Source organism: Paenibacillus sp. EB106-06-01-XG199 (genome assembly GCF_058791575.1).
The window spans coordinates 84951-99996 of record NZ_JBYTDQ010000005.1 but is presented as its reverse complement, the minus strand read 5'-3'; the positions used below and the strand labels follow the sequence as shown (position 1 = coordinate 99996).

16 protein-coding genes are annotated in these 15046 nt (G+C 50.3%); 4 read left to right on the top strand and 12 right to left on the bottom strand.

Annotated elements, in window-relative coordinates; genetic code table 11:
- Positions 1-34 precede the first annotated feature (34 nt).
- The gene (locus AC3WT9_RS18975; RefSeq protein WP_341379765.1) at positions 35-529 is read left to right on the top strand and encodes a PTS sugar transporter subunit IIA; all 495 of its coding nucleotides are present in this window, start codon (positions 35-37) and stop codon (positions 527-529) included.
- 254 nt (positions 530-783) lie between these two features.
- Here AC3WT9_RS18975 and AC3WT9_RS18970 read toward each other — a convergent pair whose 3' ends face one another.
- Both AC3WT9_RS18970 and AC3WT9_RS18965 read right to left on the bottom strand, forming a co-directional pair.
- Positions 784-1581 carry a TrmH family RNA methyltransferase gene (locus AC3WT9_RS18970; protein ID WP_341379766.1) on the bottom strand — a complete coding sequence of 266 codons (798 nt, stop codon included), beginning with the start codon at positions 1579-1581 and terminating at the stop codon, positions 784-786.
- A gap of 385 nt (positions 1582-1966) precedes the next feature.
- Positions 1967-2626, bottom strand: coding sequence for a potassium channel family protein (locus AC3WT9_RS18965; RefSeq protein WP_038596366.1), 660 nt, complete (start codon positions 2624-2626; stop codon positions 1967-1969).
- A gap of 309 nt (positions 2627-2935) precedes the next feature.
- On the opposite strand from AC3WT9_RS18965, the gene sspI reads away from it, so the two are divergent.
- Positions 2936-3172, top strand: a complete 237-nt coding sequence (gene sspI, locus AC3WT9_RS18960) for a small acid-soluble spore protein SspI (protein WP_038596368.1) — start codon at positions 2936-2938, stop codon at positions 3170-3172.
- Positions 3173-3320: 148 nt separating this feature from the next.
- Here the strand turns inward: sspI and AC3WT9_RS18955 are convergent, their stop codons facing one another.
- The 10 genes from AC3WT9_RS18955 to AC3WT9_RS18910 all read right to left on the bottom strand — a co-directional run bounded on the left by AC3WT9_RS18955 (position 3321) and on the right by AC3WT9_RS18910 (position 12989).
- Entirely contained in the window at positions 3321-4907 is a 1587-nt protein-coding gene (locus tag AC3WT9_RS18955) for a peptide chain release factor 3 (RefSeq protein WP_341096242.1), read from the bottom strand.
- A gap of 487 nt (positions 4908-5394) precedes the next feature.
- Positions 5395-6945 (bottom strand): glucose-6-phosphate dehydrogenase, encoded by a 1551-nt coding sequence (gene zwf, locus AC3WT9_RS18950; protein ID WP_341096244.1) that lies wholly within the window; start codon positions 6943-6945, stop codon positions 5395-5397.
- A gap of 237 nt (positions 6946-7182) precedes the next feature.
- A complete protein-coding gene (locus tag AC3WT9_RS18945) occupies positions 7183-7998 on the bottom strand; it encodes a YwmB family TATA-box binding protein (RefSeq protein ID WP_341379768.1) in 816 nt (271 codons plus the stop codon).
- Positions 7999-8081: 83 nt separating this feature from the next.
- Positions 8082-8741, bottom strand: coding sequence for a response regulator (locus AC3WT9_RS18940; protein WP_341096248.1), 660 nt, complete (start codon positions 8739-8741; stop codon positions 8082-8084).
- A 17-nt stretch (positions 8742-8758) separates the two neighbouring features.
- Positions 8759-9772, bottom strand: a complete 1014-nt coding sequence (locus AC3WT9_RS18935; protein ID WP_379145701.1) for a sensor histidine kinase — start codon at positions 9770-9772, stop codon at positions 8759-8761.
- 59 nt (positions 9773-9831) lie between these two features.
- Positions 9832-10479, bottom strand: a complete 648-nt coding sequence (gene liaF / locus AC3WT9_RS18930; protein ID WP_341379770.1) for a cell wall-active antibiotics response protein LiaF — start codon at positions 10477-10479, stop codon at positions 9832-9834.
- A gap of 284 nt (positions 10480-10763) precedes the next feature.
- Positions 10764-11468 (bottom strand): PspA/IM30 family protein, encoded by a 705-nt coding sequence (locus tag AC3WT9_RS18925; RefSeq protein WP_038596377.1) that lies wholly within the window; start codon positions 11466-11468, stop codon positions 10764-10766.
- Positions 11469-11471: 3 nt separating this feature from the next.
- Positions 11472-11957, bottom strand: coding sequence for a PspC domain-containing protein (locus AC3WT9_RS18920; RefSeq protein ID WP_341096253.1), 486 nt, complete (start codon positions 11955-11957; stop codon positions 11472-11474).
- 4 nt (positions 11958-11961) lie between these two features.
- Complete coding sequence (locus tag AC3WT9_RS18915) at positions 11962-12639, bottom strand: PspA/IM30 family protein (RefSeq protein WP_341096255.1); 678 nt, start codon at positions 12637-12639, stop codon at positions 11962-11964.
- Positions 12640-12686: 47 nt separating this feature from the next.
- Positions 12687-12989: a LiaF transmembrane domain-containing protein gene (locus tag AC3WT9_RS18910; RefSeq protein WP_341096257.1), complete on the bottom strand. Its 303-nt coding sequence runs from the start codon at positions 12987-12989 to the stop codon at positions 12687-12689.
- Between the two features lie 255 nt (positions 12990-13244).
- On the opposite strand from AC3WT9_RS18910, the gene AC3WT9_RS18905 reads away from it, so the two are divergent.
- Both AC3WT9_RS18905 and AC3WT9_RS18900 read left to right on the top strand, forming a co-directional pair.
- Positions 13245-13931 (top strand): response regulator transcription factor, encoded by a 687-nt coding sequence (locus AC3WT9_RS18905; protein WP_341379771.1) that lies wholly within the window; start codon positions 13245-13247, stop codon positions 13929-13931.
- The gene (locus AC3WT9_RS18900; RefSeq protein ID WP_341379772.1) at positions 13928-14968 is read left to right on the top strand and encodes an ATP-binding protein; all 1041 of its coding nucleotides are present in this window, start codon (positions 13928-13930) and stop codon (positions 14966-14968) included. The genes AC3WT9_RS18905 and AC3WT9_RS18900 overlap by 4 nt, the downstream gene beginning before the upstream one ends.
- The last annotated feature ends 78 nt before the right edge of the window (positions 14969-15046 follow it).

The window sequence follows — 15046 nt, the reverse complement described above, 5'->3', positions numbered from 1 at the left end:
CCTATTCTAACACACAGTTACAGGAGGAAAACCTATGTTTGGATTTAAGAAAAAAAAGATGGAATCGCCTTCCATAGAAATCTCATCGCCTCTCTCCGGTCAATTCTTAGCTCTGGATGAAGTTCAGGACGAAGCGTTCTCAAGTAAAGCGATGGGCGAGGGATTCGCCATCCTGCCAGATTCCGGCAAGGTCATTGCTCCTTTTGACGGCATTATCGCCCATATCATGGAAAAGAGTAAGCATGCTATTCTCATCGAGCACGATTCCGGCGTTCAATTGCTCATTCATGTTGGCATGGATACCGTTTCTCTTAAAGGAAAGGGTTTTACAGCTCATGTAAGCAACAGCGACCGGGTGAAAAAAGGGCAGCTTCTACTGGAATTTGATATAGAGACTCTCCGGGAAAACGGCTGTTCTACTGTTACGCCCATCGTTGTTCCAGGAGGACAAGACACCATATCGCGGGTCGAGGTTGTAAGCGAGAGTAAACAACCTGCGAACGAGACGGTGTTACGTATATTTTGTTAAGTTGTTCAGGCTTGAAAACTAAATAGGTTTCCGCTAATAATTTGATTTCAGAAGTACAAATTAGTCCGGTATGACTTACCACCTGATATAAAAATTCAGTGTGGTATAAGCCCTGCCCACATACCAATAGCAGCAATCTCTTGTCACACAAGGGATTGCTGCTATTTCTTGATCTCATTTTGAAGCTATAGAAAAGGTCTCATGCATGCTTAAAAACAGTCTTACTTTATGTTATAACTCACAGTGAGATGGGTTTATTTGCGCGGATACCCCCGCTGCCGCATCCCCTCAAACAGCAGAATGGTCGCTGCCATCGCCGCATTGAGGGATTCGGCACGGCCAGCCATCGGGATGATAATGCTCTTATCAACAAGTGCGGCTGTTTCCGGTGAGATGCCCTTGCCTTCACTGCCGATCAGCAGCCACTGGCTGCCACGAAAATCGTGGGTGTAGCAGGAGTCCTCACCGGTTAGCGAGGTGCTGACTAAGAGTGCGCCGCGTTCCCGTGCCTGCGGCAGAACAACACTTAAATCGCCCTCCACCACCGGGAGATGGAACATCGAGCCCATCGTGGAACGGATGGTCTTCGGGTTGTACAGATCGGCGCAGCCTTGGCCGAGGATCACGCCGTCTGCGCCTGCCGCATCCGCGCTGCGGATGATCGTCCCCACGTTGCCGGGGTCCTGAACTCCGTCCAGCACAACGACTAGACTATCCGGCTTCGCAAGGATCGTCTCCACGCCCTGCTGTTCCTTGCGCACCACCGCAAATACCGGCTGCGGCGTATTGGTGCTGCTGCACTTTGCAATCACCGGTGCTGATACGCCGATGACCTCCATACCCTGTACCGCCTGCAGCAGTTCCTTCAGCTCAGACGGCATGCCCTTATCGAGGTCATACGCCAATATTTCCACATCGGCTTCGGCCAGCAGCGCCTCTTGTACGAGATGAATACCTTCCACAATATATTTGCCGGACTTATCGCGGTGTTTCTTCTCCTGCAGTCCGGCCCATTCCTTCACCCGCGTATTTTGCGGAGACATAATTTCCATGAGGTCCTACCTTTCTGTTCACCTGCAGCTTAGTTATCGCATCTTTGCTGCCTTTTTCCTTGCAGTCACTACGATCTTCCCATGTATTTCTCTAATACGCTGCACACAGCTTCATTTTAAGTGTATTTCCTGCAACTAAAATAACGCTTTTTACCGCTAATTCCAATTTAGTTGTAGTCTGTACATTTATAATCATCATTATGGCTATGAACCGGGGGTTTGCTAAATTATAATTGCACGAAATACATCTATCCTTCTGAACAAGCGGTTAACGAAGCAAATAGCTGTACTGAGTGCAACTAAGCAAATCCGGCCACTATCGGCAGCGCATTTAACACTTCCTACAGCACCACGAGAGCCACGTTACACTTCGTATGCTCGTGCGTTATTGATATGCCATCTCCAGCTTGGTCAGGTTGTCCTTGTGGCCAACGATGACAAGAACATCGCCATCGGCCAGCCGGTCCTCGGCTCTTGGAGTAATATTCATTTCTTCGCCCCGGCGGATCGCCATCACATTGCAGCCATATTTGGCGCGGATATTCAGCTCCTGCAGGTTTTTGCCCAGCATCGGCCTGGGAACCTTCATATCCAGAATACTGTAATCCGGCGACAGCTCAATATAGTCAAGGATGTTAGGCGAGGCCAGATGATGCGCAACCCGCATGCCCATATCCCGTTCGGGATAAATGACTTTGTCTGCACCGATCTTGCTTAGCACCTTGCCGTGCAGCTCACTTTTGGCCTTGACCAGAATCGCCGGCACCCCAAGGTCCTTCAGGATCAGCGTTGTAAGAATACTCGCCTGAATATCTTCTCCGATTGCCACAACGACAACATCGAAATTTCGAATGCCCAGTGCGCGCAGCGCTTCCTCATCGGTGGAATCCGCGGATACGGCATGGGTAACAATTCCCGAAATTTCCTGTGTGCGCTGCTCATCCGAATCGATGGCCAGCACATCAAATCCCATCCCGCTGAGCGCCTTGGCTACACTTGAGCCGAAACGTCCCATTCCGATGATGGCATATTGTTTTTTAGCCATGTCCGTGTACCTCCCGCTCACATTTTATATCTCACACAGTATAGCATAAGCACACACAAACTTGAATTTTCAGCATCGCCGCAGGGCACATTAGTACAGGGCGTTTCAGCATGAGCAGGCTTCCAAAGCCAGTTATGCGAACCATTGGCAGGAAGCCTTGCTCACAAAACTAAGCACATGCTTCCGAAGCAGTTTTGTACGAAGGAATGCAGGAAGCTTTGCTCACAAAACTAAGCATGTGCTTTCGAAGCAGTTTTGTACGAAGGAATGCAGGAAGCTTTGCTCACAAAACTTGTAAGGGGGTACATTATGCCGGTTACCATTGATTTGCGCCAGGCGATTCTCCATAAAGTGCACGGCCAGTCCGAAGAAGACCTGCGGCACATGATTGAAGGCTCCGTGGACGGGCCGGAAGCTGCGCTTCCCGGGCTTGGCGTCGTGTTTGAAATGGTCTGGAAGGACCTCGGAGAGGCCAAGCAGGATCATGTGATTAGTCTGCTCCACAGACATCTGGAGGAGGTTACTCCCGGATCCATCACATCCTAGAAAACCTCATGAGCCAAAAACCTCCGTCACCCAAGGTGCATCTGCACACTTGGGGGCGGAGGTTTTTTCTACCTATTTGAAACTGCCGCAGGTACAGCTATATCATCTGCAACTGCACCTGCAGCCTGAATTCGTCAACAGCCTACACTCAAGGAGCTGTTTCCAGGAACTTCGCGGTCGGGTTCTTCTCCATCGCTGTACGCATCGCATATTCGTTCTCGAACAGCACCACGTAGTTGCCCTTCTTATCGGTAACCAGCGTAGAGTTGATGCGGAATTTGCCCGGGTCCGGTTTATTCTCATCCACGATCCAGCGTGCGAACTGATATGACATCCGCTGCAGCTGAACATCCACGCCGTATTCCCCCTTCATCCGGTACTCAAACACCTCAAACTGCAGCTGTCCGACTACTCCCAGCAGAATATCGTCAAAGTTGACCGTGCGGAACACCTGAATCATGCCCTCTTCCGTCAGCTGATCAATACCCTTCTGGAACTGCTTCGATTTCAGTGCGTTTTTGATGCTTACTTTGGAGAAAATCTCCGGTGAGAACGTCGGCAGCTCATCGAACTCCATATCCCCGGCTTGACTGAGCGTATCCCCGATCCGGAAAATACCCGGGTCAAACAGCCCGATAATATCGCCCGGATACGCCTCTTCGACGATATCGCGGTCTTGGGCCAGGAACTGCTGCGGCTGGGACAGCTTGATGTCTTTGCCTGCACGGACATGCTTTACGCTCATGCCGCGCTCGAACTTGCCGGACACGATCCGCAGGAAAGCAATCCGGTCGCGGTGGGCCGGGTTCATGTTTGCCTGGATTTTGAATACATAGCCGGTAAATTTCTCATTGGTCGGCTCAATGGAGCCAACTGTGCTGCGGCGTGGCTCCGGCTTCGGCGCGAGGTCCAGGAAGTTGTCCAGGAACGTCTGCACCCCGAAATTGTTGATCGCACTGCCAAAGAATACCGGAGTAAGCTCTCCGCGAAGTACCTTCTCATAGTCAAAAGCATCGCCCGCAACGTCCAGCAGCTCCAGCTCCTGGCACAGCTGATCATGCAGGTACTCACCGGCCATCTCACGGATAATCGGGTCACGGTAGCTTTCCACCTTTTGCACTTTAATTACGGAATGGTCATCACCCTGGAACAGCTCCACCTGATTCTTCATCCGGTCGTACACGCCGCACAGTTCACGTCCGCTGCCGATCGGCCAGTTCATTGGAACAGAACGGATGCCCAGTACATTCTCAAGCTCTTCCATCAGATCAAACGGACTTTGCCCTTCACGGTCCAGCTTGTTGATGAACGTAAAGATCGGAATGCCGCGTTTGGCGCAGACCTGGAACAGCTTGATGGTCTGTGTTTCTACGCCCTTCGCCACGTCGATCAGCATCACCGCGCTATCCGCAGCCGTTAACGTACGGTAGGTATCCTCACTGAAATCCTGGTGACCCGGGGTATCCAGAATGTTCACCCGATGGTCTAAATAGTCGAACTGCATCACAGAGGAAGTAACGGAAATCCCGCGCTGTTTTTCTATTTCCATCCAGTCACTTGTTGCATGTTTGCTTGCCTTGCGGGCTTTAACCGTTCCCGCTAACCGGATGGCTCCGCCGAACAGCAGCAGCTTCTCCGTAAGTGTTGTTTTACCCGCATCCGGGTGGGAAATGATCGCAAAGGTTCTGCGTTTGTCCACTTCCTGTTGCAGCTTCTGATCCGGTGCCTTATTCATTGCACATATCCCTTCATATATAAATTCATTCTTCTGCTTATATCACACGGGTTGTTCATCAAATCGGCGCTCTGCTCATGAGTACAAATCCCTTCATTGGTGAATTCATTGTTATCCCATAATAGTCTCCAGTTCCGCTTCTAGTGAAAGCATCCTTTAAAGTATATCAAAATCCGGCAAACTTTATCTACAAAAAAGCGGCTTATACCAAATATCTTATAAGAAAAACAGCGATTGCAGCCTATTCTGTACAGCCCTCGGCCCATATGAGGCTATTTTGCGTGAATTTCACCAAGTGGAAACGGCTTTGCCGTCCTTTTTAAGGACAGTATCGTTTCAGCGAGAAATAGAAGGATAAGTTATCGTGTGAAACATATAAATTCTTATATTTGGACAAACCCGTCCCCACGCTAACGGGGGTATCGCAAAAAAGCTCTCCCTGCAGCCTCTGCAGGGGGAGCTTAAAATCTTGCAGCTTATTCAGGTCTTAGCTGTTAACCCGCCAGACCACATTGTCTTCTTCCTGTCCGTTCACTGGCCACCAATGGAAACCTTCCTGAGCCAGCAATTGATCGGCTTCCACCGGCCCCCACGAACCTGCAGGGTACGAAGCCAGATCAGCCGTTTCTTCCTTCCACGCTTTGGCAATACGGTCCACGAACGACCATGCCGATGAAACCTCATCCCAACGGGTGAAATAGGTCGAATCTCCACGCGCCGCATCATGCAGCAGACGCTCATAAGCTTCCGGCGAGTTGATCCCCACCATGCAGCTTTGGCAGAAATCCATAGCCAGCGGCTGAATTTCTGATTCCGAGCCCGGTTTCTTGGCATTAATCTTCACATAGATGCCTTCCATCGGATTCACGCGGATAACGAGCAGGTTGGGCTCGAGGTTATGCTTTTGACCCAAATAAACATTGGTAGGCATACCCTTGAACTCTACAACCACTTCCGTCGTCTTCACCGGGAGACGTTTACCGGTACGGATGTAGAAAGGAACGCCTGCCCAGCGGAAGTTGTCCACAAATACACGCGCCGCGAAATACGTCTCGGTATTGGATTCAGGGTCCACTTTGTCTTCCTGGCGGTAAGCCGGAAGGGTCTTGCCTTTATACAAGCCTTGGGTGTACTGACCGCGCACCACGTTCTCGCGCACTTCATCGGAGGAAGCATACGGACGCAACGAACGAAGTACCTTGACCTTCTCATCACGGATATCTTCAGCCAGCAAACGGCTTGGCGGTTCCATAGCGATCATCGTCAGCAGCTGCAAAATATGGTTCTGGCCCATGTCGCGCAGCGCTCCCGCATGATCGTAATATCCGCCGCGCTCTTCCACCCCAACGGTTTCACCGAGGGTAATCTGAATGTTGGCGATATGCTTGTTGTTCCAGAGCGGTTCAAAGAAGGCATTCGCAAAACGGATGACTTCGATGTTCTGCACCATTTCCTTGCCCAGGTAGTGGTCGATCCGGTAAATCTCTTCTTCCTTAAACACCTGGCGGATCTGTTCGTTCAGCTGCTCAGCAGACTCAAGATTGTAACCGAACGGTTTCTCGATCACCAGACGGTTCCAGCCTGAACTTTGCAGCATGCCACCGGCTTTGAGGTTGAACGATACGCTGCCGAACAGCTCAGGAGCAAGGGCGAGATAGAACAGACGGTTGCCAGGAATGCGGAATTTCTCTTCGATTGCCTCCGTTTGCGCGTTGAGCTCGCGGAAGCCGTCGATATTATTGATGTCCAAAGACTTGTATTCAAAATGCTGCACGAACTCATTCCATTCAGCAGCATCTCCCGCCTGGTAGCGGCAGAATTCGCGAATGGACTCTTTCACATCTTCCCGGAATTCCTCCTGGGTGCGGGGACGCCGAGCCACGCCAATTACCGCAAAATCATGTGTCAGCTTACCTTCACGGTATAAACTGTAAATCGCCGGAAAAAGCTTACGCCGGGCTAGATCTCCGGTTGCCCCAAAGATAAAAAATACAGCGCCGGGTGTATGCAGTGCATCAAGGGTTTGATTTTCAGCCATGGCTCCTCATCTCTCTGTATGTAATATAGTTGACAATCATTCTCAACGTCCGTCAAATTATAAAAAACGCATGACGGCGTGATGTCATTTTATCATATTCGCAGAAAGGATGCTATCACATTCCTGACAGTTTTTCTCGGGATTTCGTAATTTTCCATTAATCTTTCTTATTCGTTTACATAGTCCAGCTTATATAACAATTAATGTCTATTACCTTCGGATTTCATCGAATCTGCCCTAATATTCAATCGTGATCAGCGGCAACCCAATCGTTACCCGGTTGCTGTTGTTGTTGCCGTTCTTATGAACAGCTGTCTGCATAGCGACAGCATGCTTCCCGCTGCTCACATAACGCGCCAAACCCGGGACACTGTAAGAGCGGCTGTACGTGGTTTCGTCTTCATAATCTTCCACCGCCTGCAAACCGGAGATCGCGGCAGCGATGGCCTGTTCTGTATGAACAAGCGCTTCGCGCGGGGTTCCTTGTGTGGAAGCCACGCCCTGAAGGGAAACATTCCACTCCGGCTCGATGCCGGCAGCCTGCATCTGCACACCCGCTTCTTGCGCCGCTGCCTGAAATGCCGTTGCCTTGAGCAGATCAGCCGTTTCAAGGGTTACGATCACATAGCTGCGGCTCTGGTCAATCCCGCTCCAGAACAGGGAGGTTTTCCCTGATGGGTTAAAGGATGCGGCAGCACGGAAGGTTGTGTGTCCATCTTCTTCACTGTGCTCCGGCGTTCCAAGTCCGAGACGTTCAGCCAGGCCGGCAGCGGCTTCCGCAGATTCTGCAGCGTTACCGCTGTATTCCCCCTGCCATTTCAGCACAAGCCGCAGCGGAGATCCCGGTTCAGTGGATTTCCGTCCGGCTGTAACCAGCAGTTCCAGACCTTGTTCCAGTCCAGCCCCTTCGGAAATGATAACATCAGCTGCAGCAGATGCCGTCACAGCCTCTCCGCCTGCCCCACTGCGGAACCCCGCCAGTAATAGTGCCGCAATACACATGAATAGCAGCGCTAATGTGGCCTTCCCTCTTCCTCTGTTCCGCAGCTTCATCTCCACATCTCCCTCTCGAACCAATCTAGTAATCTACTAGAAAGGATGTCCAGGTTCAAGAGGATATATACTTCCTGAGGTTGTTATTCAGCCAGACCGTTCTTGTAAGCATATATAGCTGCCTGGGTCCGGTCTTCCACACCCAGTTTGGCGAGAATGTTCGTTACGTGAAATTTCACAGTTTTGATCCCGATAATCAGCTGGTCAGCAATATCCTGATTGGATTTGCCCTGGGCCAGCAGCTTCAGCACTTCCATTTCGCGCTCGGTAAGCTCCTTATAGGCAGGTGATTCTCCTTTGGCATTGTTACGGAAACGGTTCATCATTTTGGAAGCTACCTGCGACTCCAGCACCGATTGGCCTCTTGCCGCCGCACGGATGGCATCCGCCACTTCACTGGCCCGCGAGGTTTTCAGCAAATAGCTGAAGGCTCCGGCTTCAATGACCGGGTACATTTTTTCGTCATCCAAATAGCTGGTAAGCACGATTACCTTACAATCCGGATAAAGTTTCAGGAGTTGTCTCGTTGTTTCAATGCCGTCCATGCCGTCCATCACAAGATCCATCAGTACCACATCCGGATTATATTCCTGGGCCAGCCGGATGCCTTCTTCGCCGCTCCCTGCTTCGCCCACGACTTCGATTCCGTCCTCGGTACCAAGCACCGCAGCAAGTCCGATCCGGACCATTTCATGATCGTCCACGAGCAGTACTTTGATTGCTTCCGCTTCCTCTATCTCCATGGTTTGCCCTTGCCCCCTTATTCATTAACTAGTGGTACAGTAATTTCAATGCGCATCCCTTTGCCGGGTGCGGTGATAAATTGAATGGAGCCTCCGGTTTCATTGATCCGCTCCTGCATATTGGAGAGTCCGTAGGAAGTCTGCTTACTTTCATCCATTTCGAAGCCAATCCCGTCATCCCGCAGTGTGAGGCGCACGGTATCTCCCCGGCGGTGCAGCCGGATCTCCATCTTATCCGCTTTGGCATGGCGCAGTGTATTGGAAATGGCCTCCTGCACAATGCGGAACAAATGATTCTCGATCCCTTTAAGCAGATGTACATCCGGGTCCATCTCAAACACAATCTCCATAGGAACCTTGATCTCCAGTTCCTTAATCAACTCCTGCAGCCCCTGCTCCAGACCTTTGCCCTCCAGGTACACCGGACGCAGGTGCAGCAGCAGTGCCCGCATCTCCGACTGGGCTACGGCGGACATCTCCTCGATAAGCGCAATCTGCCGCTGTGCCTTGTCAAAGTCCTTCTCCAGCGTTCTGCCTACAGCCGTCGCCGTCATGGAGATCGCGAACAGCTGCTGCGATACAGCATCATGCAGCTCACGTGCCAGCCGCTGCCTTTCCTCCATAATCGCCGATACGCGCGCCTGTTCGGCAAGCTTGGCGTTATTGGTGGACAGCCGCTGCAGTGTGTTCACCTGGTTCTCCCACTTGCCGCTGATCCGGCCAAGCTGCAAGCCAAGCCTGCCCAGTTCATCCGTACCCAGTTCCGGCATAGCCGGGGTAAGATTTCCTTTCTCCCAGGCTACCAGTGTTGCCCGCAGCCGCTCCAGCTTGCGCTTGATGCGGAAGCTCTGGTAGAAACCGAAGCCAATTCCGAAAACCATCGGCAGCAGAATTAGCGTCACCGCCGTTCTTACCCCGATCTTCCAGTTTTCAAAGGGCTGCAAATATCCGTATGTATACATAATGTACAGGATAACCAGCAGCATGACAAAGGAGAACAGAGCCCCCTCGCCCATGCTGCGCGTTACCATGCTCCTATTCTTTTCCTCCACGCCGGGAGCCCTCCCTTCTTAGCTAACGCTCATCCCTTTTAGGACATGCTTATATCCAGGTCGCCCATTAAATAAGATACATTAATCTTCACCTTATTCTCGCTGATGTCATAATTGGCCGATTTCCAATTGAGCCGGTTCAGCATTCCGGTATCCCGATGGCTGCCGAATTCGATCGAGCCGAACAGCACAAAGGCTTCAATCTCCACACCGTAGTCTTCCGACAAATGAACATCCATATCGCCAAAAATGCCCTGAAACAGCATGATGGTCTCTTTATCCTCCGCCATAGCCAGCGAAAGATCCACATCGGCTTCACCCATCACATGCCATGCACTCAGACTGCGCATCACCCATGGAGAGAGGTCCCAGTCAAACCGGGAAGAGAAGCTTTGCTTCTGCATGAACCCGCCGCGTTTCTGCATTCTTTTGGACTTTACAAAAAACATCCCCAGTGAGATCAGACAAATCCCCAATACAAGCAGCAAATGATCCAGCAGCAGCAGTACGGCACCGACTCCAAGCAAAGTATAACCCTGCTTCACCCTGCCCGATGTCGTCCGGTAAATCCCCAGCAGCAGGAACAGGAGCGCGACAATGGAGAAAAAGCCGAGCCATCTGCCAAATATCATCAAGCAGCCTATTCCAATCAGTCCGATGGCAATCAAACGGTTTCGTTTATCCATTTCGCACCTCCTAAAAGTTTTGCGCAGCAAAACTGACTTCGTAAGCATAAACTTAAGTTTTGCGCAGCAAAACTGACTTCGTAAGCATAAACTTAAGTTTTGCGCAGCAAAACTGATTAATGTTGAAGTTTCTCCAATCAATGATTGTATGCATCATGAATTGGAGAAACTTCCACCTATAGCCGCATCCCGCTACAAAAGCCATACCGGTATGGAGAATCCATACCGTATGGCTTTACCTTGTTCAGCATATCATATACGCCTATTGTTTAGGAACTGGCTTATTATTCTTTTTTGTCAAGCGACGGGGATGAAGAAGTTGGGTTCAGCTTGCTCTTAAGTGCAGCGAGCTGCTCATCCACTTTAAGCTGCTTCTCGGCATCTACAGGCTTGCTGTATACACCGGCCGAAGGGCTGTAAGGGGCACGCATAACATCTGCTTCTGCTTCAAGCTGCATGATCTTTTCTTCCATACGGTGGAATCCGAGCGATGCGCTGCCGCTTTCGATGGCATGAACACTGCTGATTTGCGACATTTGCTTCTTGGCTTTCGCCATTTGTGCACGGGATACCAGCTCGTTGCGTTTGTTGCGCAGTTTGTAGAACTCATCCTTCATGTCATGCAGCTGTTGTACCAGTTCTTTGGCTTGCACTTCAGCTTGAGCATGAAGATCGCTGTATTCAACCTGCTTCTGGTCGAAGTAGATTTTTTCCTCCAGCAGCTTGCGGGTTACTTCTTCCTGACCATTCTTCAAGGCAAGCTCAGCCTGTGCCGCACGTTGTCCGGACATTTTGGCTGCTTCATCGACGCGCTGTTTCATCCGGCGCTCATTGGCCATTTGCTTCGCTACAGTAACCTCAGCTTCGTGAATTTCTGCCTCCATATCGCGCAGATATTGATTCAGCATTACAATTGGGTCCTCTACCTTATCCAGCAAGTCGTTTACCGACGCCTTTGTCATATCTTTAATCCGTTGAAATACTCCCATGTTTTACACTTCTCCCTTCTCGTATTTAGCAAGTTTTTGTTTAAGCTCTTCGACTTCTTTCTGCAGGGCCTTCTTCTCAATATCCTTCATCATGGCATCCAGACCGGAGTCCGGGGCCGAGTAAGCATTTGCTTTGTCATAACCGGGGTTATAGCCCGGCTGACCGTTATTCGGACCATATCCTCCCTGTCCATGAGGACCCTGCGGGCCTTGCGGGCCGCGTCCATATCCAGGTCCTCCGGAGTAAGGGCCGCCATAAGGGCCGTTCGGAGCTCCGGGTCCAGGGCCAAAAGGATTATACTGCGTTGGCTCCTTGGGAATGACAAGCGCTGCAACAAAGTACACCAGAATCGTTGCGCCCCCGGTAAAGGGGATGCTGACCAAGAGCAATATCCGGAACAGGGTGGAGTCAATACCGAGAGTCTCGGACACTCCTCCTGCAAGCCCTGTCATTACCTTGTCACGGGTTGAACGGTACAATCGGCTCATAGTACTACTCCTTTCCGTCATTGTTAAGCTTCTCCTTCAGACGGGCCATTTCTCTTTCCAGTACAGTTGCTACAGTTTCTCCAGCCTGCACTGCGTATTCCTGCCCCATCCGGCGCAAATCGCGCAGACTTTTTGCTTCCAGCTCCCAGTCGTTCATCCGGTCCTCGAGCCGTCCGAACATCTTGGGAACATCACCGCCGTTGCCGTAGGTTCCGGCTCTTTGGTTCATCCGCTGCTGAAGTCTCAGCGACTCCATCCGTGCTGCATAATACTGGCGTTTGTTATATACGGTCTGATATTCGACTTTCAGCTCATTAAGCTGGCTTTCCAGCTCATACAGCGATACTTGGCTCTGTTCCAGCAGCCCGCTGTACTGCTCCAGCTTTTCCTCGTGAATGATCTTTTCCTGCAAAGCCAGCTTGGCGAGATGATCCTCTCCTGCCTTAAGTGCCAGCAGCGCCTGTTCTTCACGCTTATTCTTCATAGCCGTTGCCTGGTTGACTTGCTGCTGCAATTGCTTCGTGTGGGAAGCATATTGCTGGTACAGTCTTTCAGCTTCACCGATTTCTTCACGGGTTGAATGGAGAAATTGGTCAATCAGCTTCACGGGGTCCTGGCTTTGTTCCAGACGTTCATTTAGATTAGCTACGGTGATATCCCTCATGCGGCGAAAAACACTCATGATTTCCTGCTCCCTCCCTGCTTCTTAGTAAGTAAACTTCTAAAAACTTAGTATGTTCTGTTTTGTTTGCCCTTCAGTACTGAGATTCCCCAAACCACAAGCGCGATACCGAGCAGGGGTCCGATGATCCAGGAAAGCTTGGCAATCAGCGACATAACACCGATGAACATTACGATCCAGCCGATAATTTTGCGTCCGCTTTTAATTCCGTAGTACCCGAGAACAACCAGCAATACCGGGAAGAGAAGTCTGAAGACTCCGTGAATCAGAGGAAGCGCAATACCCATCAGCATTATTGCTCCGAGCACGATCAGCACAACCGCAAGTCCGTTACCTTTTCTATTTTGCATTTTCTCACCGCCTTTCGTTGACCTCAACCTTATAACCTTATTCTAGGGTAAACCGCAGACTTTCAAAACAGACCGTGGACGGTTTTATGAACTGGACCTTAGTCGGGGAAGGGTTAGGACTGCAGGCTGCCGGGGGCGGAAACAAGCCTAACTCTCTGCCGGGAGAGACTTTAAACATCGCTAGTGTGTATAATTGTTGCAGGTATCCCTTAATATAGCTTCTGCAGCATGCAGAGGAACAAAGGAGCACACACCTTGAAGACATTGTTAATCGTTGAAGATGACCGGAGTCTCAATAAAGGCATTGCCCTGACCCTTTCCCAGAATGATCTGTCTATACAGCAGGCTTACGACATAGCCTCAGCGGAGCTGATTCTCTCTTCCCTTAAGATTGATCTTATTATTCTGGATATCAATCTTCCCGACGGAAGCGGGCTGGATTACTGTGAGAAGATCCGGAGAACCTCGCAGGTGCCGATTATCTTTTTGACCGCAAACGACATGGAGCCTGATATCGTTACGGGGTTTGAGCTGGGAGGCGATGATTATATTACGAAACCGTTCAGTCTGATGGTCTTAAGGGCCAGAGTCATGGCCGTCCTCAAAAGATCTGCCCCGCACAGCGAGGACAAAGTAACGCTAGGACCCTTAAGCTTCGATTTTGGAAAGCTGGAGTTTTATAAGAACCAAGAGCAACTGATCCTTAGCAAAACCGAGCTGAAGCTGTTGAAAATATTTGTCACGAACCCCGGCATTATTTTAAATAGAGAACAGTTAATCGACAAGATCTGGTCGCAGGAGGCTGAGTTTGTGGATGAGAACGCGCTGACAGTAGCTGTCAAGCGGCTGCGGGCCAAGATCGAGGACGAGCCTTCGGCTCCACAATACATAAAAACAGTCTACGGTCTGGGATATCTATGGGCGGAAAGGCCAAACCCATGAGCAGCAGCAGCAGCAGACAGATCCATTACTCCAAACGCATTAGCCTTATATTTTCGGCAATCTTCATTCTCCTGGTATTCGGCTATGCTGGAGTGGTCCTTTTTCTACAAGGGGATCATCCGGCACTCCCGGAACTCACTGCACTTTTCGTCTCTTTAATGCTTGTCATGGGGGCTGCCTGGAACTGGTCGTTGCGGCGGCAGGTTACATCCTTCGTGGATACGCTGGATGAAATGGTGGACCGGGCAATTTACGGACGGGAGAAAATGACCCATTTTGAAGAAAACCTCCTCTCTTCCATGGAACATAAATTGTTGCGTTACATTGAGATCTCCAAAGCGAATGAACAGAACCTGGAAACGGAAAAGAACAGAATCAAAGAACTGATCTCTGATATTTCGCATCAGACCAAAACACCCCTATCCAATATCATGATCTATAGCCAGCTGCTTGCTGAGGTCCCGGAGCTGGATGAAGAATCCCGGCAGCTGGTGAGCCATATTCAGTCGCAATCAGAAAAGCTCGAATGGCTGATTACCTCCCTGGTCAAAATGTCCCGGCTGGAAACGGGGATGATCACCCTGCACAGCGCGGTCAATCCGGTGATTCAGACGATAACCCGGGCTGTATCCCATATCTATACCCGTGCGGAAAGTAAACAGATCGATATTCATATCGAATGCAATCACCTTACAAAAGCCCGTCATGATCCTCAATGGACCAGCGAGGCCTTATTCAATCTTCTGGAAAATTCGGTAAAGTACACAGAGGCAGGCGGTAAAATTTCCATCGTGACTGAAAGCAATGAAATGTTTACCCGGATAGATGTATCGGATACAGGCATAGGAATTCCCCAGGATGAGCTTAAGCACATCTTCAAACGATTTTACCGGGGACACAGCGCCAGGGAATATGAAGGCATTGGAATCGGGCTGTATTTGACACGGAAGATTATCAGCATGCAGGGAGGTTTTATTACAGCGGTATCCGAGCCAGGCAGGGGAACAAAAATGTCTATGTTTCTACCCCAAATCTAATTGTGTCATTATCATCAGATTTCAGACACTGTCCAGTTAGAATTGTCTGATATCTTAAGAGCATCAAAGATTATGGAG